We start from the raw sequence: 21,351 nt of genomic DNA on the forward strand, positions 1-21,351 counted from the left end.
TCGAACCCGGCGCCGCCACGCAAGGAAAGAAGATGTCCCCCAAGCACTTCCTGAACACCCAGGACTGGAGCCGCAGCGATCTCGACGCATTGCTGACCCAGGCCGCGCTGTTCAAGCGCAACAAGCTCGGCGACCAGCTCAAGGGCAAGTCGATCGCGCTGGTGTTCTTCAACCCGTCCATGCGCACCCGCACCAGCTTCGAACTGGGCGCGTTCCAGCTCGGCGCCCATGCGGTGGTGCTGCAGCCGGGCAAGGATGCGTGGCCGATCGAGTTCAACCTCGGCACGGTGATGGACGGCGATACCGAGGAACACATCGCGGAAGTGGCCAAGGTGCTGGGCCGTTACTGCGACATCATCGCCGTGCGTGCGTTCCCGAAGTTCCAGGACTGGGCGTACGACCGCCAGGACATCGTCCTCAACAGCTTCGCCAGGTATTCGCCGGTGCCGGTCATCAACATGGAGACCATCACCCACCCGTGCCAGGAGCTGGCCCACATCATGGCGCTGCAGGAGCACTTCGGCACCCAGGACCTGCGTGGCAAGAAATACGTGCTGACCTGGACCTACCACCCCAAGCCGCTCAACACCGCCGTGGCCAACTCGGCGCTGACCATCGCCACCCGCATGGGCATGGACGTGACACTGCTTTGCCCGACCGCCGACTACATCCTCGACGAGCGCTACATGGGCTGGGCCGAGCAGAACGTGGCCGAGAGCGGTGGTTCGCTGAAGATCAGCCATGATGTCGACAGCGCCTACGCCGGCGCCGACGTGGTTTACGCCAAGAGCTGGGGAGCGCTGCCGTTCTTCGGCAACTGGGAACCGGAAAAGCCGATCCGCGACCAGTTCAAGCACTTCATCGTCGACGAACGCAAGATGGCGCTGACCAACAACGGTGTGTTCAGCCACTGCCTGCCGCTGCGTCGCAACGTGAAGGCCACCGATGCGGTGATGGATTCGCCGCAGTGCATCGCCATCAACGAAGCCGAGAACCGCCTGCACGTGCAGAAGGCGATCATGGCCGCGGTTGCCGGGCGCTGATTTTTTCCGATTCAATCATTTCCGCCGGGCACGGCCCGGCGCTACCAGGACATACCCTCCCCATGAGCAATAAAGACGTCGTTCTCGCCTTCTCCGGCGGCCTGGATACCAGCTTCTGCGTGCCCTACCTGCAGGAGCGTGGCTACAACGTGCACACCGTGTTCGCCGACACCGGCGGCGTGGATGATGAAGAGCGCGATTTCATCGAGAAGCGTGCCGCCGAGCTGGGCGTGACCAGCCATGTCACTGTGAACGGTGGCCCGGCGATCTGGGAAGGCTTCGTCAAGCCGTTCGTGTGGGCCGGCGAAGGCTACCAGGGCCAGTACCCGCTGCTGGTGTCGGACCGCTACCTGATCGTGGATGCCGCGCTGAAGCGTGCCGCCGAACTGGGCACCAACATCATCGCCCACGGCTGCACCGGCATGGGCAATGACCAGGTCCGCTTCGACCTGGCCGTGAAGGCGCTGGGTGACTACCAGATCATCGCGCCGATCCGCGAGATCCAGAAGGAACACACCCAGACCCGTGCCTACGAGCAGAAATACCTGGAAGAGCGCGGCTTCGGCGTGCGCGCCAAGCAGCAGGCCTACACCATCAACGAGAACCTGCTGGGCGTGACCATGTCCGGTGGCGAGATCGACCGTTGGGAAACCCCGGGCGAAGGTGCGCGTGGCTGGTGCTCGCCGCGCAGCGAATGGCCGGAACAAGCGCTGACCGTCACCCTGAAGTTCATTGAAGGCGAAGCGGTTGAACTGAACGGCAAGGCGCTGCCGGGCGACCAGATCCTGGCCCAGCTCAACAAGCTGTTCGCCCCGTACGGCGTCGGTCGCGGCGTGTACACCGGCGACACGGTGATCGGCCTGAAGGGCCGCATCGTGTTCGAGGCCCCGGGCCTGGTCTCGCTGCTGGCCGCACACCGCGCGCTGGAAGATGCGGTGCTGACCAAGCAGCAGACCCGCTTCAAGCCGGACGTGGCACGCAAGTGGGTGGAGCTGGTGTACGAAGGCTTCTACCACGACCCGCTGAAGACCGACATCGAAGCCTTCCTGAAGTCCTCGCAGGCCAAGGTCAACGGTGAAGTGGTGCTGGAAACCCGTGGTGGCCGCGTCGATGCGGTGGCCGTGAAGTCGCCGCACCTGCTCAACACCAAGGGTGCCACCTACGCGCAGTCGGCCGACTGGGGCGTGGAGGAGGCTGAAGGCTTCATCAAGCTGTTCGGTATGAGCTCGACGCTTTACGCGCAAGTCAATCGCTGAGCGATTGAATTGCGCGCGCGTCTCCCGCGCATTCCACCTCAACCCTGCGCCGTTGGCGCGCCCCCTTCAACAAGAAGGGGGCTCTCCACCAGACGCATCACGGTAGCGCCGGGCCATGCCCGGCGGAATTCCACAGGATCTTTGTTTCATGCTTGAACAGACGCTCGATCACCTGCAGGTCCTGGTGTCCTTCGACACCCGCAACCCGCCGCGCGCGATCACCACCGGTGGCATCTTCGATTACCTGCGCGCGAACCTGCCCGGCTTCAACGTCGAGGTGATCGACCACGGCGCCGGTGCGGTCAGCCTGTACGCCGTGCGCGGGACGCCGAAGTACCTGTTCAACGTACATCTTGATACCGTGCCCGATTCGCCGCACTGGAGCGCCGACCCGCACGTGATGCGCCGCCTGGACGACCGCGTGGTCGGTCTGGGCGTGTGTGACATCAAGGGCGCGGCCGCCGCACTGGTGGCCGCAGCCAATGCCAGCGACGGTGACGCGGCCTTCCTGTTCTCCAGCGATGAAGAAGCCAACGATCCGCGCTGCATCGCCGCGTTCCTGGCCCGTGGCCTGCCGTATGAAGCGGTGCTGGTGGCCGAGCCGACCATGAGCGAAGCGGTGCTGGCGCATCGCGGCATCAGCTCGGTGCTGATGCAGTTCGCCGGTCGTGCAGGGCACGCCTCGGGCAAGCAGGATGCGGCTGCCAGTGCGCTGCACCAGGCGATGCGCTGGGGCAACCGCGCGCTGGACCATGTGGAATCGTTGGCGTCGGCACGCTTCGGTGGGCTGACGGGCCTGCGCTTCAACATCGGCCGCGTCGAAGGCGGGATCAAGGCCAACATGATCGCGCCCGCTGCCGAAGTGCGCTTCGGTTTCCGGCCGCTGCCGTCGATGAACATCGACGCGTTGCTGGCCACCTTCGCCGGGTTCGCCGAGCCGGAAGCGGCGGTATTCACCGAGACCTTCCGTGGCCCCAGCCTGCCGGCCGGCGACATCGCCGAAGCCGAGAACCGCCGCCTGCTGGCGCGCGATGTGGCCGACGCGCTCGAGCTGCCGATCGGCAACGCCGTGGACTTCTGGACCGAGGCCTCGCTGTTCTCCGCCGCCGGTTACACCACCCTGGTGTTTGGCCCGGGCGATATTGCCCAGGCCCACACCGCCGATGAGTTCGTGACGCTGGACCAGCTGCAGCGCTACACCGACGCCGTGCACCGCATCATCGCCGCCGGCGCCTGATTCTTCCCTTTCCGACGAAACCGAAATGTCTCCTGCCCTCCAGCCCCACCGCCAGACCCGCCAGACCATCGTGCGCCTGCTTTCCAGCATGGCCAGCGCGAAGGAGATCAGCCAGTACCTCAAGCGCTTTTCGCAGCTGGATGCCAAGCGCTTCGCCGTGGTCAAGGTCGGCGGCGCGGTGCTGCGCGACGATCTCGACGCGCTGACCTCTTCGCTGTCGTTCCTGCAGGAAGTCGGGCTGACCCCGATCGTGCTGCACGGCGCCGGCCCGCAGCTGGATGCCGAGCTGTCGGCGGCCGGCATCGACAAGCAGACCGTGAACGGCCTGCGCGTGACTTCGCCGGAAGCACTGGCGATCGTGCGCCGGGTGTTCCAGCAGTCCAACCTGCGCCTGGTCGAGGCGCTGCAGCAGAACGGCGCGCGCGCCACCTCCATCACCGGTGGCGTGTTCGAGGCCGAGTACCTGGACGTGGATACCTACGGCCTGGTCGGCGAGGTGAAGAAGGTCAACCTGGCGCCGATCGAGGCCAGCCTGCGTGCGGGCTCGATCCCGGTCATCACCAGCCTGGGTGAAACCGCCGGTGGCCAGATCCTCAACGTCAACGCCGACTTCGCCGCCAACGAGCTGGTGCAGGAACTGCAGCCGTACAAGATCATCTTCCTGACCGGCACCGGCGGCCTGCTGGACGAGGCGGGCAACGTGATCGATTCGATCAACCTGTCCACCGAGTACGACCACCTGATCGCGCAGCCGTGGATCCACGGCGGCATGAAGGTGAAGATCGAACAGATCAAGGATCTGCTCGATCGCCTGCCGCTGGAATCGTCGGTGTCGATCACCCGCCCGGCCGACCTGGCCAAGGAACTGTTCACCCACAAGGGCTCGGGCACGCTGGTGCGCAAGGGCGAAAAAGTGCTGCGCGCCACCGCTTGGGACGAACTGGACCTGCCGCGCCTGAAGGGCCTGATCGAATCCAGCTTCGGCCGCACCCTGGTGCCGGACTATTTCCAGAAGACCAGGCTGCTGCGCGCCTACGTCAGCGAGAACTACCGCACCGCGGTCATCCTCACCGACGAGGCCGAAGGCGTGTACCTGGACAAGTTCGCCGTGCTCGACGACGCACAGGGCGAAGGCCTCGGCCGTGCGGTCTGGAACGTGATGCTGGAAGAAACGCCGCAGCTGTTCTGGCGCTCGCGCCATGGCAACCCGATCAATCACTTCTACTACGCCGAGTCCGATGGCTGCTACAAGCAGGATCAGTGGAAGGTATTCTGGTTCGGTGCCGATGGCATCGACCGGATCAAGACCTATGTCGATCATTGCGCGCAGCGCACCCCGAGCCTGCAGGGCTGAGCAATGAGCAACCTCGATGCCTGGAACACGGTTCCTACCCTGCGCGGCCAGCACGTAACCCTGCAGCCGCTGCAGATGGAGCACGTGCCCGGCCTGCGCGATGCGCTTGAAGGCAGCGGCCTGGACCAGCTCTGGTACACCCAGGTGCCATCGCCGGAACAGGCCGAGGCCTATGTGCGGGCCGCGTTGCAGGCGCAGAGCGAAGGCAAGGTGCTGGCGTTCGTGATCCGTGATGCGGCGGGTGACATCATCGGCAGCACGCGCTTCTACGACATGGATGCCAGCGTGCCCAGGCTCAGCCTCGGCTACACCTGGTACACGCCGCGCGTGCAGCGCACCGGCGCCAACACCGAAGCCAAGCTGTTGCTGCTGCAGCACGCCTTCGAGGCCATGGGCTGCATCAGCGTGGTACTGGAAACCAGCTGGTTCAACTTCACCTCGCGCACCGCCATCGCGCGCTTGGGCGCCAAGCAGGATGGCGTGCTGCGCAACCACAAGCGGCATGCCGATGGCACGCCGCGCGATACCGTCATCTTCTCCATCATCGATGCGGAATGGCAGGGCGTGAAGCGCCACCTGCAGTACCGCCTGGACAGTCACGCATGAACGATTCGACTTTCACCCTGGGCATCGTCGGTGCCCGCGGCCATACCGGCGCCGAGCTGATCAAGCTGGTGGCCGCCCATCCGCGGCTGGAACTGGCTTTCGTCTCCTCGCGCGAGCGCGCCGGGCAGCGCCTGTCCGACCACCACCCTGAATTCCTGGGCGAACTGCAGTACGAAAACCTGGACGCTGACGCGGTGGCGGCCAAGGGCGTGGATGCGGTGATCCTGGCCCTGCCCAACGGCCTGGCCGCGCCGTTCGTGGCCGCGCTGGAGGCGGCGAAGGCGGACACCGTCATCGTCGACCTCTCGGCCGACTACCGCTTCGACAACAGCTGGTATTACGGCCTGCCGGAGCTGACCCGTGGCCGCTACAACGGCCAGAAGCACATCAGCAATCCGGGCTGCTATGCCACCGCGATGCAGCTGGCGGTGCATCCGCTGCTGGACCTGCTGGCGGGTCCGCCCCAGTGCTTCGGTGTCTCCGGTTACTCCGGTGCCGGTACCACGCCGTCGGACAAGAACAACGTCGAACTGCTGGCCGACAACCTGATGCCCTACGCGCTGACCAACCACGTGCACGAGCGCGAAGTGTCCGTGCAGCTGGGCGTGGCGGTCGAATTCATGCCGCACGTCGCGCCGCATTTCCGTGGCATCACGCTCACCGCCAATCTGTGGCTGAACCGGGTGCAGACCCGCGAGCAGATCGTCGAGCGCTTCCAGCAGGCCTATGCCGGCGAACCCCTGATCGATGTGGTGGATGAAGCGCCGTGGGTCAGCCGCATTGCCGGTCGCCACGGTGCCCAGGTCGGTGGCTTCACGCTCGCCCCGGGCGGCAAGCGGGTCGTGGTGGTGGCGACCCTGGACAACCTGCTGAAGGGCGCGGCCACCCAGGCCATGCAGAACCTCAACCTCGCGCTTGGCATCGACGAACTGACGTCGATCCCGCACTAAATACGCCTTCCGGAGCCCCCATGGCAGACCTTCTTTGGCAGAAGCCCGGCGTCGCTGTCGACGCCCAGATCCAGACCTTCCTCGCCGGCGACGACGTGATCCTCGATCGCGAGTTCTTCCTGCATGACATCGCCGCCAGCACCGCGCATGCACAAGGCCTGCAGCACATCGGCATCCTCAGTGCCGACGAGCTGGACGGCCTGCTGCGCGAACTGGAGGTGCTGGCGCAGGACTTCCGCGAAGGCCGCTTCGTGCTCGATACCCAGTATGAGGATGGCCACTCGGCGATCGAAGCGCGCCTGACCGAACGCCTCGGCGATGCCGGCCGCAAGATCCACACCGGCCGCAGCCGCAACGACCAGATCCTGGTCGCCACCCGCCTGTGGCTGAAGGAGAAGCTGCAGCGCGTGGCACAGCTCAGCGCCGAAGTGGCCAAGGTCGCGCTGGACCGCGCACAGGCCGAGAAGGACCTGCCGATTCCCGGCTACACCCACATCCAGCGCGCCGTAGTGTCCTCGGCCGGCATGTGGTGGGCGGGCTGGGCCGAGGCCTTCATCGACAATGCCATCCGCGCGCGTGACACCCATGCGCTGGTCGATGCCAATCCGCTCGGCACGGCTGCCGGCTACGGCGTGAACCTGCCGCTGGACCGCGAGCACACCACGGCCGCGCTCGGTTTCGCGCGCATGCAGATCTCGCCGATCTACGCACAGCTGTCGCGCGGCAAGTTCGAGCTGGCCGCGCTGGAAGCGCTCGGTGGCGCCACGCTGGACCTGCGCCGCATTGCCTGGGACCTGTCACTGTTCACCAGCGCCGAGTTCGGCTTCGTCGCGCTGCCGGCGCAGTACACCACCGGCAGTTCGATCATGCCCAACAAGCGCAACCCGGACGTGATCGAGCTGATGCGTGCGACCCACGCCAGCGTCGCCGCAGCGCGCACCGAGATCGAGCAGCTGCTGTCGCTGCCGTCGGGCTACCACCGCGACCTGCAGTCGTCCAAGGGTGCCATCTTCCACGGCTTCGGCCGTGGCCTGGCCGCGCTGGAGCTGCTGCCGGCGCTGCTGGCCAACCTGGAATGGCGTGACGACAAGCTGCGTGCGGCCATCGATTCGGGCATGTATGCCACCGACGTGGCGGTGGAAGCGGCGGTGGCCGGCGTGCCGTTCCGTGAGGCCTACAAGGCCGCAGCTGCCGGTGCCGACAGTGCAGGGCAGGGGCGTACCCCGGAAGGCAGCCTCGCCGCGCGCGTGTCGCCGGGTTCGGCCGCCGACCTGCGCCTGGACGAACTGCGCGCGCGCTGGCAGGCGCTGTCCTGATGGCGGGCACTGTCTACCTGGTGATGGCGATGCGCCGGCCGGACTTCAACGATGCAGCGGTGCAGCCGCACCGCGATTTCCTCGACGCGTTGCAGGCGCAGGGCAAGCTGCAGCTGACCGGCGGCTTCGCCGATGGCAGCGGTGGCGCCTACGTGCTGTGCAACGTGGACAGCCTGGCGCAGGCGCAGGCCATCGTCGCCACCGATCCGCTGGTGACGATGCATGCCTCCGACCTGACCGTGCACGAATGGAACACCCGTTGAGGCCCTGACTGATGACTCTGCATGCCAGCCACGTCGCTTCGCCGTTCCCGGAACAGGCGCTGCCGCCGTGGCGGCGTGCGGTGCTGAAAGTGGGCAGCAGCCTGCTCGCCGCCGATGGCGGCGGCCTGTCGCCCCGCCACGCGCTGGGCCTGGCACAGTTCGTTTCTGCCAATGTACTGGCCGGACGTGAGGTGGTGATCGTCTCCTCCGGCGCGGTTGCGGCCGGGCGCGCGATCCTGCCGCGGGCCGATGAGCCCGGCGCGGCGATGGCGGCACGGCAGGCGCTGGCCGCGCTTGGCCAGGCCCAGCTGATCGGGCTCTGGCAGCGCTTCTTCGAGCGCCCGGTGGCGCAGGTGCTGCTGACCCATGACGACCTGCGCAACCGCCGCCGCTACCTCAACGCACGCGCCACGCTCAACGAACTGCTGCGGCTGGGCGCGTTGCCGGTGGTCAACGAGAACGACACCGTGTCGGTGGACGAACTCAAGCTCGGCGACAACGACAACCTGGCCGCCACCGTGGCCGCGCTGGTTGATGCCGATGCGCTGTTCATTGCCACCGACATCGACGGACTGTACAGCGCCGACCCGCGCACCGTGGCCGATGCGCGGCCATTGCACGACGTGCCGGAACTGAGTGACGAGGTGCTGGCGATGGCCGGCGGCGCCGGCTCGCGCGCCGGTACCGGCGGCATGCGGACCAAGCTGGAAGCGGCAGCGAAGGCGGGGCGTCTCGGCATCGAAACCTATCTGTTCAATGGCCGCAGCGGTGACGTGGTACGCGCGCTGGCCCAGGACCGCCTGTTCGGTACCCGTATCCACGCCGCGCGCAGCCGTGAGGCGGCCCGCAAGCACTGGCTGCGGCACGCGCCGCTGGTCGAGGGTGCTATCGTGATCGATGCCGGCGCGGCGCAGGCGATGCGCGAGAAGGGCGCCTCGCTGCTGCCCGGCGGCATCACCGGCGCGGAGGGCATGTTCCGCCGTGGCGACATGGTGCAGGTGTGCTGGAACGCGCCACAGGGCCGCGTCTGCGTGGCGCGCGGAGTCAGCCAGTACGCGGCCGATGATGTGCGCCGGATCGCCGGCCGCCATTCGCGCGACATCGAGGCCGTGCTGGGCTACAACTACGGCGGTAGCGTCGTCCATCGCGACGACCTGGTGCTGCCATGACCGGATTGAAGGACTCGCCGATGAGCGAAATCGAAGCGCAGGCGCGTGCCTGCCGTGACGCGGCCCAGACCGTTGCCGGCCTCGACAGTGCGACGCGCCGCACGCTGCTGCTGGCGATGGCCCAGGCACTGGAAGTGAATGCCGGGCTGATCCTGGCCGGTAATGCGCGCGACCTTGCCGCTGCGCGCGAGAAAGGCATTGGCAGTGCCATGCTCGACCGCCTGGCGCTGGACCCGGCACGCCTGTTCGCGATGGCCGAAGCCGTGCGAGAGGTCGCCGCGCTGCGCGATCCCGTCGGCCAGATCACCCGCGACGATGTGCGTCCAAACGGCATCCGCGTGCAGAAGGTGCGCGTGCCGCTGGGCGTGATCGCGATGATCTACGAGGCGCGCCCGAACGTGACCGCCGAAGCGGCCGCGCTGTGCCTGAAGGCCGGCAATGGCGTGATCCTGCGCGGTGGTTCCGAAGCGATCCACTCCAACACCGCCATCGCCCAGGCGCTGGCCGGCGCCCTGCAGGCCAATGGCGTACCGGCGGCGGCAGTGACCGTGCTGACCGACCTGCGCCGCGAAGCAATGCTGGAACTGCTGCAGCTGCATGAACTGATCGATCTGGCGATTCCGCGCGGCGGCGAAGGCCTGATCCGCTTCGTTGCCGAGCATGCGCGGGTGCCGGTGATCAAGCACTACAAGGGTGTCTGCCACCTGTTCGTGGATGCCAGCGCCGACCTCGGCAAAGCCATCGACCTTCTGGTGGACGGCAAGTGCAGCCGTCCGTCGGCCTGCAACTCGCTGGAAACCCTGCTGGTGCATCGTGATGTGGCCGAAGCCTTCCTGCCGCGCGTGGCGCAGGCGCTCGGTGAGCGTGGCGTGGAGCTGCGCGCCGACACGAGCGCGCAGCCGCTGCTGCCGGGCAGCACCGCCGCCAGCGAAGACGACTACGCTGCCGAGTTCCTCGACCTGGTGCTGGCCGTGCGCGTGGTTGATGACCTCGAGGCGGCCATCGCGCACATCCGTGCCTATACCTCCGACCATACCGAAGTGATCGCCACCGAAGACGCCGGCCATGCCGAGCGCTTCGTCACTGCGCTGCGCTCGGCGGTAGTGATGGTCAATGCCTCGTCGCGCTTCTCCGACGGTGGCCAGCTGGGCCTGGGCAGCGAGATCGGCATTTCCACCACGCGCCTGCATGCGTACGGCCCAATGGGCCTGGAAGCACTCACCGTCGAACGATTTGTTGTGCGCGGCGAAGGGCAGACGCGCAAGTAGATCCACGCGATGCGCGGATGCACTTCGCGGTAGACCCCGGTGCCGACCAAGGTCGGCGCCCACCAGGCCCAAGCGCCGACCAGGATCGGCAGCTGCCAAAGCAAGCGCCGACCCGGGTCGGCGACTACCGGGGCGTCACACCACCTCGCGGCGGATACCGATCGGCCGCGCGTGATCGTCCATGTGCAGCGTGGCGGCCTTGCAGCCCAGCAGGCGCTCGGCAAGGCCGGTGCTGGCACCCAGATCGGCCGCGACTTCATTGAGGCTGGCCAGTGGTCGCGGCAGGCGTCGCTCGTGGCCACGGAAGCGCGCGCGATTGTACTCGGCCCAGCCGATCAGCAGCACGCTGGCACACAGCAGCATCAGCGGCAGTGCCACCAGCACATAGGGGTCGAACTGGCTTTGCCGTTCGTACAGCTGCTGCCAGGCCAGCTGGCCGCCGATCAGCCACGAGAACAGGGTCACCAACGGTGCCCACAGGTAGAAGTAGAACCCCCAGAACGCGAGGGTGACGAAGCCCCAGGCGGTGCGCTGGAAGCGTGGTTGGCGATGCGGCTTGCGGATCATCCGCGAGTCGAAGCGGTTGGACGGGCGTTGTGCGTTCATCGGATCCCCCGATCGGGACTGGTCCAGGTGGCGCGCTTGCTGCGACGGCGCAGCAGGGTCTTCGGCAACGCCACCAGGGTGGTGGAAAGACTGATCAGCCAGTACGCCATCGGGTACCAGATGACCCAGAAGTAGTTGCGTCCAATCTGTGTTTCGTAACGACGGTCGATGATCAGGCTGCTGGCGAACTGCATCAGGCAGACCAGGGCCAGGATCACGCCATGCCATTGCGGCAGCAGGCTGGCGATGTACAGCTGCGGCGGCATGTCGATGAGCTTGCCCAGCACCCACAGCACCACGATGAACAACATGGTGTAGGCCCAGATAACGCTCAGCACGTACTCCAGCAGCACGCCCCACATGCGCCGCTCCTTCCAGTGCAGCAGTGAACGCGCATGCCGCAGCATCACTTCCACGCCACCCTGCGCCCAGCGCAGCCGTTGCCGCCACAGGCCCTTCAGCGTTTCCGGCATCAGGATGAAGCACAGCGCGTTGGGTTCGTAGCGGATGTCCCAATGCGCCCGCTGCAGGCGCCAGCTGATGTCGATGTCCTCGGTCACCATGTCGTCCGACCACCAGCCGACCTGGTGCAGGGCGGTGCGGCGAAAGCCTGCGATCACTCCGGAGATGGTGAAGATGCGCCCGTACACGCGCTGCGCGCGCTTGATCATGCCGATGATCGACGAGAACTCGGCCACCTGCAGGCGTCCGAGCAGGGTGGAGCGGTTGCGGATGCGCGGATTGCCGGTCACCGCGCCGACCCGGTTGCCGCTCACCAGGTGCCAGATCATCCAGTGCAGCGCGTGCTCCTCCAGCATCGCGTCGCCATCGATGCACACCAGGTACTCCGAGCGGGCCGCCAGCGCACCCATGCGCAGCGCGTTGGCCTTGCCGAGGTTGCGGTCAAGGTGCAGCACGCGCAGCCGCGGATGCTTCGCAGCCAGCACGTCGAGCCGGGCGCCGGTGTCATCACTGCTGCCATCGTCGATGGCGATCACCTCGTAGTCGGCCGGATAGCGCTGTGCCAGCGCCGCGCCGAGCGTGTCGTCTAGGTTCGCGGACTCGTTGTGGCAGGGAATCAACAGGCTCGCGAACGGTGGATCGACCATCAGCGGCGGGTCGTTGCGTGGGCGCGAATGGCGTTCGCGCCGGAAGTAGTAATACAGGCCGCCCGACATCCAGAAGAACGCCATCACCATCGGGTAGTAGAAGGCGAACTGGAACAGGACCTGCAGCAGCGGATGCATGTCCATGTCACTTCTCCGGGTACGGGAAGTTGCCGGCGGACATCGCCGCGCGGGCATCATGGGTGGAAGGCTGGCCGGCGATGAAGTCATCCGGGTACCAGGCGAAGTGGTGCACGCCCTGCGCCTGCAGCTGGCGGATCTGCGCGCGCAGCCGCTCGGCGGGAATCGGTTGCCCGCTGCGCCAATCGACGGTCTGCAGTTCGAACAGGGTGTGCTGCAACTGGGGATCGTGCGCGCGCACCGCGGCCAGCAGCTGGTCGAGCCAGCGTTCCGGATGCCTGCTGCCTTCCATCCACGGCATCGCCATCAGTGCGGTCTGGTCGTAGGCCTTGTTGAACAGGTCCAGGCGCTGCGCGAACCAGGCCTCGCTCTGCGGACGCAGCACCGGCTCCGCGTACAGGTTGCGCACCGTGGCCAGCTTCGGCCGCCAACGCTGCGCACTGTCGCGCAGGGCCAGGGTGAAGTCGATCAGCGCCTGTGTGCGTGCGCTGCCGTCCGTACCGGCCGACAAGGTGGGCAGCTCGGTGTCGCGCAGGTAGCCATCATCATGGAAGAGCAGGCCTTCGAAATACGAATTGACGGCCAGATCCTCGTAGATGTCGAGCATGATCTGGCGTGCCTTCGGATTGGTGAAGTCCAGCCGGTACATGCCGTCGGCATCACCGTTGTGGATCGCCAGTGCCTTGCGCTGCACGGGGTCGGGCAGCTCGAAGCCGAGCACCGGCAGCCATGCGTAAACCTTCACCCCCGCGCGCGACTTCAGCTGCCAGGCGACCCGGCTGAACAGGTCCGCGCGCATCGGCATGTGCCGGTTGGGGAAGTACAGTGCATCGGCGGTGTTGTTGCCGTCCGGATCGGCGAACGCCTGCAGGTAGACGTGGGTGGGCGAGATGCGCTTGACCCGCTCGATCAGCGCATCGAGGTTGCGCCCCTGCTGCGCCGGGTCCGGGTCGTACACATCATCCAGGTCGACCTGCAACGCGCGGATGCCGTCGAGCGCAACGTCGCGCCGCAGCTCGTAGGCGAGGCCCTCCACGGTCGGGTTGTCGCTGACCAGGAAGCGCGCCAGCCCATGCAGGTCGCTGGCCACTGGCGTGCTGCGGCCTTCCAGATCGAAGGACACCGGCATGCCCAGCTGTTCGGCGATGTCGTTGCTCAACTGGTTGTAGGCCGCGTACGGCCAGACAATGGCGCGCGGGCGCACGCCCAGATGCTGCTGGATGCGCTGCACGCTGCGGCCGAGATCGGCGCGCAGGCGCTGCTCGTACTGCGCCTCGCTCTCGTAGCTGCGCGTGGCCGGCCGGTAGATGCGGGTGACCACCGCTGGCGTCGAATTGCCCTGCGGATTGGCAAGCACTCCGTGGTGCAGGTCGTCGGTATGGCTGGCCACTTCGATCAGGCCGCTGTCGTGCATCTGCTTCAGCTGCGCCCAGGTAACGAAGTCATCGTGGCCGAACGGCCGGTAGCCATAGTCGATCGTGCGCCCGGGTGCCATGTCCACGTAATCGGTGATCACTGCCACCAGCGCCGGGTAGCGGTACGCCTGCAGCAGCGGGAACGCCTTGTCGTAGACGCTGCGCAGGCCATCATCGAAGGTCAGCAGTACGGGTTTCGGTGGCAGCGTGGCGCGTCCCTGGGAGGCGTCGATCACCTGCGACAGCGAGACCGGGTGATAACCATGCGCGCCGAGCCAGTCCAGGTGTGCGGCGAAGTTCTGCGTGCTCACCGCATAGGTATCGGCATCGCCCTTGGCCGCGACCCGGTCGCGGATGTCGTGGTAGCTGAGGATCAGCAGGCCGTTGTCAGTGGCATCGAGATGCAGGGCCTGCTGCGCGAACGCCGGCCGCGTGGCGGCCAGCAGCAGGAGCACGATCAGTCGCAGGATGCGGGCCATGTCACTCTCCCCAGCGCAGTGCGGCTTCGAAGCCGATATGACGCTCGCGGTGGCCGTCGTAGACCGGCCGCGACCAGCGCACGCCGTACTCGAACACGCGGCCCTGGCCCAGCTGCCATTCGTGCATGTAGGACACCGAAGGGACCAGAGCGCTGCCGAAGCCGTCCTGCCAGTAGTCACCCAGCGAGACCGTCAGGCGGTGCCGGAAGTGGCGCTCGTAGTGCCGCCACAGCTGCTGGTCGATGCGCAGCCCGATCTCGACCATGCGGTCGCGCTTCGGGTTGAAGTAGGGCGCGTCGTCGCGGCCGCCCCGGCTGGTGTAGGCACTGGCCAGGCCGTCGATCAACCAGCGCGGGCGGGTCAGCAGGCGCTGTTCGATGCTGGTGCTGAACAGCTCGCGGTGGTTGCCGTCGTCGTAGCGGAAGCGGCTGGCGCCGAACATCCAGTGGGTCAGCTCGCTGCGCCGGTAGTCGACCTGCGCGCTCACGCTGTCAGCGGTGATGCCCGCCACGCGCGCCTGCATCGAGGCTTCCGGGTCATTGCGTGCGGCCACCAGCCCGGCATGCCAGTAATCGTTGAACTGCCAACCCACGCCGATGCGCAGGCCGGTATCGCCAATGTGGTCGTTGGCGCGCAGTACCGCCGCTTCCGCATCCAGCTGGCCGAAGCGGTAGCGTACGCCCGCGCCCAGCCACAGCGGGTCGATGCGCTGGTCCTGGAAGTCGACCGAGCGCCTGTCGGCCAAGGCGAACAACCGCCAGCGGTCGTCGAGTACCGGTGTCTGCACTTCGACCCCGTAGTGACGGTCGTTGTTGCCCAGCGGCGAGGTGCCGCCACCGCCGGAGCTGCGACCAATGTCGGTCCATGCCTTCAGCTGCCAACCGCGATGCGCCCGCCAGGCCTGGTCCATGCGTTCGACGGCGGGTTGGGTCGGGTAGCGTGCGACAAGATCGTCGTGCAGTGGCCTTGCCAGGTCATCGCGCTGCAGGGCGACGTAGGCCTCCTCCATGCCCAGCCGCGGCTCGATGTCGCGAGGGTCCAGCGCATGTGCCATCTGCTGGCGCTGCAGTGCCATGCGTGGCCATCCGCGCATCATGTACACGCTGCCCAGCGCGCTCTGCAGTCCACCGTTGCCCGGTGCGATCTCCACCATTGATTCCAGGTCGCGCTGCGCGGTGGGCAGGTCACCGCTGTAGGCGCGTACCATCGCCAGGTTGAGGTCAGCTTCGTAGCGCGACCAGTTCGCGTATGGGGATTTGCCATTGCTCCAGCGCCACGCTGGTTCCTTGTCGCGCCATGCCTGCAGCAGGTCGATCGCCTTTTCCTGCTGCTCGCTTTCCAGGTAGGCGTAGGCCAGTTCCGAATGCGAAGCGTCGCGCGCCGGATCGCCAGCGACGGCCGCCTGCAGCACCGGGATGGCTTCTTCCGGGTGCAGGGTGCCCATCAGCGAATCGCCGACCGCAGGCAGCACATAGTCGGGCAGGGCATGGCCTTCGGCCTGCAGTGCGCGGGCTTCTTCGCGCACCTGCGCATGGCGGCCCAGCCGGTTGAGCAGGATCAGCCGGTCCATGCGGACGCGAAGCGGCGCCTGCGCGGGCGGGGTGCCTTCGCTGCCCAGGTAGCGCTGCATGCGCGCCAGGGTCGATTCGGCTTCTTCCAGGCGGCTGTCTTCGCTGCTGCTGTAGGCCAGGCTCCAGACCACCCGCTTGGCCAGGTAGTCGCCTTCGATGCGTTGCTTCTGTGCAGCGTCGAACAGCTGCGGGCGCTGCTGGTACAGCTCCCAGGCGCGCCAGGCGTTGCCGATGTCGCCCAGGGTCAGTACGCGCAGCTTGAACAGCAGGTCGTCGTTGGGTTGCTCTTGGCTGGCGCGCTCGATCGCGCCGAGGGCATCCAGCCAGCGGGCCTGGTCGCGGTAGCGGCCGATCTCGGCCAAGGCCGCCTCGCGGTCAGGCGGGGCGGCGCCGCTGGCCCAGGCCAGGGCGGTGCAGGCAAGGCCGACGCAGAGCGCCAGCCGGCGGTGGACGACCATTGGGGACCCCCTTGGCTTCCTGACCAGACAACCGGTGAAAATGTGACGCATATCACATGCCAGTTTTGGGCGTGGCCGTGGCCCGCGTCACTCCCTTCGTGCATTCCCGTCCAGCAAGGACGGATACAAACCCGGACAGCGACCTGCAATGTCTTGCCTGAAACGAGAATCCCCCGCACACCGAATGGTGGCCTGGGCGGCGCTGCCGCCCCCATGCCCGATGCCGGCACGCGGCAAGGATGGGCATTCGTGGGCACTATCCGCCCGGAATTGTCAGCCCGGCGTCAAAATGCGCAGACGGGCTGACGAGCGGTAGGTGGGGCCGGTTGCGAGGCCCTGCGCGGCTTACCAGAGGTCTTCCAGCTTGCGCGGCTTGCAGGCCACCCAGGAGGCGCACAGCATCAGGGTGGCGCAGCCGAACAGGAAGCTGAACGGGAGCGTCCAGCCGTTGCTGACCGTATGCAGCCAGCCGACCAGGAACGGCCCCAGGCAGCTGAAGCTGTAACCCACGCCCTGCATGAAGCCGGACAGTGCCGCCGAGCCGGTGGGGGTGCGCGTGCGCAGGTTGATCAGGGTCAGCGCCAGCGGGAAGGTGGATGGACCGACGCCGAGCAGGCACGCCCACAGCAGGGGGGCCTTCATCGGTGCCAGCAGCAGGCCGGTGAAGGCGATCACGAACGAGAAGAAGCCGATCAGCACCAGCGGAAACGGGTTCTGCATGCGAACTGCCATGGATGGAATGACCAGCGACGGCAGCAGCCCGAGCGCCGAGAACACCGCCACCATCACGCCACCAAAGGCCGGTGTGCCGCCGGCCTCGACCACGATGCGTGGCAGCCAGGTGAACATCGAATAGGTCATCAGCGAAGTCATGCCGAACATCAGCGTCATGCTCCAGCCCAGTGAGGTGCGCCAGACTTTCCCATGCGGCTGTGCGGTCGGGTCGATGGCATCTGCCTGCGGCTTCGGTGCGCGCCTGGCCAGAACCAGCCACGGCAATGCTGCGGCCAGTGCCAGCAGTGCCCACATGCCCAGCGACACGCGCCAGCCAGCGTCGTTGGCCACCGGTACCGCCAGCAATGCGGGCAGCATGGTGCCCAGCTGCAGCACGCTGATGTAGAGCGTGCTCATGGTGCCGACCTTGTTGGCGAAGTAGCGCTTCACCAGCGGCGGCACCACCACGTTGCCGATGCCCATGCCGGCCAGTGCCAGCACCGAACCGAGCAGCAGCGTGCCGACGTTGCCGGCGCTGGAGCGCAGCAGCAGGCCAGCCATCGCCATCACCATCGCCAGCAGCGTGGTGCGCTCCAGGCCCAGGCGCCGCGCCAGCGTCGGCGTGGCCACGCCGAACACCGCGAACGAGGCGGTCGGCAGCATGCCCAGCACGCCGGTCATGGTGGTGCCGAAGCCGAACTGCTGGCCGAGTACGTCCAGCAGCGGGGTGATCGAGGTGACCGCAGTGCGCAGGTTGACCGCTGCCAGCAGGATCGCGGCAAACGCGAGGACACGACCGTGCAGCAGCGACGGCGAATCGGAAGTGGAGGAACTCATCGGTGGTCCTTGCAGGTGTCGCACGCCGGGGCAATGGCATGCAGCGCCGGCATCGGTCTACGCCGAAGCGGCAGGTGGGGGAGGGGCTGCTGGCGGGCCGGCAGCGCGGCCATTGTACGTGCGCTGCCTGGCAAGGTCCCGTCATGCGGGAGGCCTGGCGCCTGGTACAAAAAAACCCGGAGGACAGTGATGTCTTCCAGGCTTCTTGGTGACCACCGAAGTGGTCGGGGAGACAGGATTCGAACCTGCGACCTCTACGTCCCGAACGTAGCGCTCTACCAGACTGAGCTACACCCCGAAGGGAGCCGCCTATTCTAGCGATTCATCCCGATGGCGGCAAGGGGTGAACGCTGTTTTCTTCACACCGCAAAAGCGGTGCCACTTCAGGGAACAAAAAAGCCTGGGCGACATCACCAGGCTTCAATGCGACCACCGAAGTGGTCGGGGAGACAGGATTCGAACCTGCGACCTCTACGTCCCGAACGTAGCGCTCTACCAGACTGAGCTACACCCCGAAGGAGCCGCCTAAGATACCGTGTGAAGGCCAAGGCGGCAAGGTCTTTTTACATCTCAGCGACGATTTTCGTTCTCGATGCGGTTCTGCTCGCGGGCTTCGAACCACATGCCGTTGAGGATGGCCACCGTCGAGGCGAGGCCGGCACCGAGAATCCAGGCGAAATACCACATGATCAGTCTCCTTCATTCCGGGTAGGTGCCGACCGTTGGTCGGCACACGTGCAAGCAATCAATACGCGTTGGGGTTGTTGCCCATCTCTTCGGAGGTGGTCTTGCCCTTCAGCACGCGGTACACCCAGGTGGTGTAGGCGAGGATGATCGGCAGGAACACCGCCGTGGCCAGCAGCATGATCCACAGGGTCAGGTGGCTGGACGAGGCATCCCACACGGTCAGGCTGGAGGTGGGCTGGCTCGAGGACGGCAGCAGGAACGGGAAGATGGCGAAGCCGACGGTCAGGATGATGCCGGCGATGGCCGCACCGGAGGCGATGAAGGCCAGGCCACCACGACGGGCCCGCAGCAGCACCGCACTGGCCAGCAGGCCGGCCAGGCCGAGCAGGGGGGCCAGGATCGTGGCCGGCATCGCGCTGTAGTTGCGCATCCAGCCACCGGCGGCGCCGAGTTCGGCGGTCTTCAGCAGCGGATTGGTGGCGCCATCGGTAACCACCTGCGAGGTGATCTGGTAACCCGGCAGGCCGAAGGCCACCCAGGCGCCGCCCACTGCGAACAGCACGAAGGCGATGATCGCCGCGATGCTGCCGAATCGGGCGGCACGCTCGGCCACCGCGCCGTCGGTCTTGATCACCAGCATGGCGGCACCGTGGGCGACCAGCATCGACACGCTCAGCAGGCCGGCCAGCAGCGCGAAGGGCATCAGCAGGCCGAAGAACGAGCCGGTGTAGAAGATGCGCATGCTGTCATCGAAATGGAACGGCACGCCCAGCAGCACGTTGCCCACTGCCACGCCCATGATCAGCGCCGGGATGAAGCCACCGATGAACAGCGCCCAGTCCCAGGTGTTGCGCCAGCGTTCGCTGGGCATCTTGCTGCGGAACTTGAAGCCGACCGGGCGCAGGATCAGGGCGAACAGGATCACGAACATCGCCAGGTAGAAGCCAGAGAAGCTGACCGCGTACAGCGGCGGCCAGGCGGCGAAGATGGCGCCGCCACCCAGGATCAGCCACACCTGGTTGCCTTCCCAGACCGGGCCGATGGTGTTGATCACCCGGCGGCGTTCGGCGTCAGTGCGGGCGACGAAGGGCAGCAGGGTGCCCACGCCCAGGTCGAAACCATCCATCACGGCAAAACCGATCAGCAGGATGCCAAGCAGCAGCCACCAGATCACGCGCAGCGTGGTGTAGTCCAGAAGAATGAAATCCATCTTGGTTCTCCTGCCTCAGGCCTGGCCGGCGACCGGCGCCGAGGCATTGTGGGAAGCATGCGGCTGGGGCGACTGCAGCGATGGCAGCAGCTCGTCCGGACCCTTGCGGATCGCCTTGAGCATCAGCTTGATCTCGACCACGATCAGCGCGGTGTAGATGGCAGTGAAGCCGGCCAGGGTGAGCACGATTTCATGCAGGGCCAGCCCCGATGCCGCATAGAAGGTTGGCAGCACGCCATCGACCGCCCACGGCTGGCGACCATACTCGGCCACGAACCAGCCGCACTCGATCGCGATCCACGGTGCCGGCAGCGTCCACACGGCCAGCTTGAGGAACCAGCGCTTGTCCTGGAAGTTGTTGCGGCAGGAGTAGTAGAAGGCCAGTGCGAAGAAGGCGATCAGGTAGAAGCCCAGGCCGGCCATCACGCGGAAGGTCCAGAACAGCGGCATCACGCGCGGCACGGTGTCCATCGCCGCCTGCGAGATCTCCTGCGGGGTGGCGTTGAGGATGTCATCGCGATAGCGCTTGAGCAGCAGGCCGTGGCCCAGGTCCTGCCAGTGGCGGTCGAACATCTCGCGTGCTTCGACGTCGTTCTTGTTCGCACGCAGGCGTTCCAGCGCGCCGTAGGCCAGCTGGCCGCCACGCACGCGGTGTTCGGCGCGCTCGACCAGTTCCAGGATGCCCGGAATCGGCTGGTTCAACGAACGGGTGGCGATCAGGCCCATCAGGTAGGGGATCTTCACCGCGTAGTCGTTCTGGTGGGTGTCCTGGTTCGGGATGCCGAAGGCGGTGAAGTCGGCCGGCGCACGCTCGGTCTCCCACATCGCTTCGATCGCGGCCAGCTTCATCTTCTGGTGTTCGCTGGCGGCGTAGCCACTCTCGTCACCCAGCACCACCACCGACAGCGAGGACAGCAGGCCGAACGCCGCGGCCACCGCGAACGAACGTCGGGCCAGGTCCTTGTGCTTGTTGCGCAGCAGGAACAGGGCACTGATCGCCATCACGAACACCGCACCGGTCACGTAGCCGGCGCTGACGGTGTGCACGAACTTGGCCTGCGCCACCGGGTTGAACACCACCGCCATGAAGTCGACCACTTCCATGCGCATGGTTTCCGTGTTGAACACCGCACCGGTCGGGTTCTGCATCCAGCCATTGGCGACCAGGATCCAGATCGCCGACAGGTTGGTGCCCAACGCCATCAGCCAGGTCACCATCAGGTGCTTGACCTTGCTCAGGCGATTCCAGCCGAAGAAGAACAGGCCGACGAAGGTGGCTTCCAGGAAGAAGGCCATCAGGCCTTCGATCGCCAGCGGCGCACCGAAGATGTCACCCACGTAGTGGCTGTAGTAGGACCAGTTCATGCCGAACTGGAACTCCATGACAATGCCGGTGGCGACGCCCATGGCGAAGTTGATGCCGAACAGGACGCCCCAGAACAGGGTCATCCTGCGCCAGATCTCCTTGCCGGTCATCACGTACACGCTCTCCATGATGGCCACCATGAAGGACAGGCCGAGGGTGAGCGGTACGAATAGGAAGTGGTACATCGCGGTCAGCGCGAATTGCAGCCGCGACAGTTCTACGACTGTCTGATCAATCATGGCCTGGCTACCTCGTTGGATAGTGCCGTTGCAGGTGGCGGGAAGGGTGGTCTACGACGT

The 21,351-nt window shown here is 66.4% G+C and carries 18 protein-coding genes and 2 tRNA genes; 10 read left to right on the forward strand and 10 right to left on the reverse strand.

Annotation, left to right across the window (positions count from 1 at the left end; genetic code table 11):
- The first annotated feature begins 32 nt into the window (after positions 1 to 32).
- From AC5P8J_RS03730 to AC5P8J_RS03775, 10 genes are all read left to right on the forward strand, one after another.
- Entirely contained in the window at positions 33 to 1,043 is a 1,011-nt protein-coding gene (locus AC5P8J_RS03730; protein ID WP_019660502.1) for an N-acetylornithine carbamoyltransferase, read from the forward strand.
- A 62-nt stretch (positions 1,044 to 1,105) separates the two neighbouring features.
- Positions 1,106 to 2,299, forward strand: a complete 1,194-nt coding sequence (locus tag AC5P8J_RS03735) for an argininosuccinate synthase (protein WP_495216615.1) — start codon at positions 1,106 to 1,108, stop codon at positions 2,297 to 2,299.
- Positions 2,300 to 2,447: 148 nt separating this feature from the next.
- Positions 2,448 to 3,536, forward strand: coding sequence for an acetylornithine deacetylase (locus AC5P8J_RS03740; protein ID WP_111097865.1), 1,089 nt, complete (start codon positions 2,448 to 2,450; stop codon positions 3,534 to 3,536).
- Positions 3,537 to 3,561: 25 nt separating this feature from the next.
- Positions 3,562 to 4,890 carry an acetylglutamate kinase gene (locus tag AC5P8J_RS03745; RefSeq protein ID WP_021204188.1) on the forward strand — a complete coding sequence of 443 codons (1,329 nt, stop codon included), beginning with the start codon at positions 3,562 to 3,564 and terminating at the stop codon, positions 4,888 to 4,890.
- A 3-nt stretch (positions 4,891 to 4,893) separates the two neighbouring features.
- Positions 4,894 to 5,496 (forward strand): GNAT family N-acetyltransferase, encoded by a 603-nt coding sequence (locus AC5P8J_RS03750; RefSeq protein WP_495216616.1) that lies wholly within the window; start codon positions 4,894 to 4,896, stop codon positions 5,494 to 5,496.
- Entirely contained in the window at positions 5,493 to 6,446 is a 954-nt protein-coding gene (gene argC, locus AC5P8J_RS03755; protein WP_021204190.1) for an N-acetyl-gamma-glutamyl-phosphate reductase, read from the forward strand. The genes AC5P8J_RS03750 and argC overlap by 4 nt, the downstream gene beginning before the upstream one ends.
- A 20-nt stretch (positions 6,447 to 6,466) precedes the next feature.
- The gene (gene argH, locus AC5P8J_RS03760) at positions 6,467 to 7,762 is read left to right on the forward strand and encodes an argininosuccinate lyase (RefSeq protein ID WP_134729909.1); all 1,296 of its coding nucleotides are present in this window, start codon (positions 6,467 to 6,469) and stop codon (positions 7,760 to 7,762) included.
- Positions 7,762 to 8,025 (forward strand): YciI family protein, encoded by a 264-nt coding sequence (locus AC5P8J_RS03765; RefSeq protein ID WP_019660495.1) that lies wholly within the window; start codon positions 7,762 to 7,764, stop codon positions 8,023 to 8,025. Before argH ends, AC5P8J_RS03765 begins: the two co-directional genes overlap by 1 nt.
- Before the next feature lie 11 nt (positions 8,026 to 8,036).
- Positions 8,037 to 9,194, forward strand: a complete 1,158-nt coding sequence (proB, locus tag AC5P8J_RS03770) for a glutamate 5-kinase (protein ID WP_019660494.1) — start codon at positions 8,037 to 8,039, stop codon at positions 9,192 to 9,194.
- Positions 9,191 to 10,462, forward strand: coding sequence for a glutamate-5-semialdehyde dehydrogenase (locus AC5P8J_RS03775; RefSeq protein WP_021204193.1), 1,272 nt, complete (start codon positions 9,191 to 9,193; stop codon positions 10,460 to 10,462). Before proB ends, AC5P8J_RS03775 begins: the two co-directional genes overlap by 4 nt.
- A gap of 135 nt (positions 10,463 to 10,597) precedes the next feature.
- On the opposite strand, the gene pgaD is transcribed toward AC5P8J_RS03775, so the two are convergent.
- The 10 genes from pgaD to AC5P8J_RS03825 all read right to left on the reverse strand — a co-directional run bounded on the left by pgaD (position 10,598) and on the right by AC5P8J_RS03825 (position 21,291).
- Positions 10,598 to 11,068: a poly-beta-1,6-N-acetyl-D-glucosamine biosynthesis protein PgaD gene (pgaD, locus tag AC5P8J_RS03780; protein WP_005410359.1), complete on the reverse strand. Its 471-nt coding sequence runs from the start codon at positions 11,066 to 11,068 to the stop codon at positions 10,598 to 10,600.
- On the reverse strand, positions 11,065 to 12,321 hold the full coding sequence (gene pgaC, locus AC5P8J_RS03785; RefSeq protein WP_021204194.1) for a poly-beta-1,6-N-acetyl-D-glucosamine synthase: 1,257 nt from the start codon (positions 12,319 to 12,321) through the stop codon (positions 11,065 to 11,067). The genes pgaD and pgaC overlap by 4 nt, the downstream gene beginning before the upstream one ends.
- 1 nt (position 12,322) lies before the next feature.
- A complete protein-coding gene (gene pgaB, locus AC5P8J_RS03790; RefSeq protein ID WP_459390059.1) occupies positions 12,323 to 14,209 on the reverse strand; it encodes a poly-beta-1,6-N-acetyl-D-glucosamine N-deacetylase PgaB in 1,887 nt (628 codons plus the stop codon).
- Position 14,210: 1 nt separating this feature from the next.
- Complete coding sequence (pgaA, locus tag AC5P8J_RS03795; RefSeq protein ID WP_495216617.1) at positions 14,211 to 16,238, reverse strand: poly-beta-1,6 N-acetyl-D-glucosamine export porin PgaA; 2,028 nt, start codon at positions 16,236 to 16,238, stop codon at positions 14,211 to 14,213.
- A gap of 345 nt (positions 16,239 to 16,583) precedes the next feature.
- Positions 16,584 to 17,789, reverse strand: a complete 1,206-nt coding sequence (locus AC5P8J_RS03800; protein WP_021204197.1) for a CynX/NimT family MFS transporter — start codon at positions 17,787 to 17,789, stop codon at positions 16,584 to 16,586.
- 221 nt (positions 17,790 to 18,010) lie between these two features.
- A tRNA-Pro gene (locus tag AC5P8J_RS03805) sits at positions 18,011 to 18,087 on the reverse strand.
- Positions 18,088 to 18,227: 140 nt separating this feature from the next.
- Positions 18,228 to 18,304, reverse strand: a tRNA-Pro gene (locus AC5P8J_RS03810).
- A gap of 55 nt (positions 18,305 to 18,359) precedes the next feature.
- Positions 18,360 to 18,476, reverse strand: coding sequence for a cytochrome bd-I oxidase subunit CydX (gene cydX, locus AC5P8J_RS03815; protein ID WP_021204639.1), 117 nt, complete (start codon positions 18,474 to 18,476; stop codon positions 18,360 to 18,362).
- A gap of 58 nt (positions 18,477 to 18,534) precedes the next feature.
- Positions 18,535 to 19,686: a cytochrome d ubiquinol oxidase subunit II gene (gene cydB, locus AC5P8J_RS03820; protein ID WP_058982786.1), complete on the reverse strand. Its 1,152-nt coding sequence runs from the start codon at positions 19,684 to 19,686 to the stop codon at positions 18,535 to 18,537.
- A 15-nt stretch (positions 19,687 to 19,701) separates the two neighbouring features.
- On the reverse strand, positions 19,702 to 21,291 hold the full coding sequence (locus AC5P8J_RS03825) for a cytochrome ubiquinol oxidase subunit I (protein WP_021204641.1): 1,590 nt from the start codon (positions 21,289 to 21,291) through the stop codon (positions 19,702 to 19,704).
- Between the last annotated feature and the right edge of the window lie 60 nt (positions 21,292 to 21,351).

This window comes from Stenotrophomonas sp. YJH_SMC_37 (assembly GCF_059370035.1).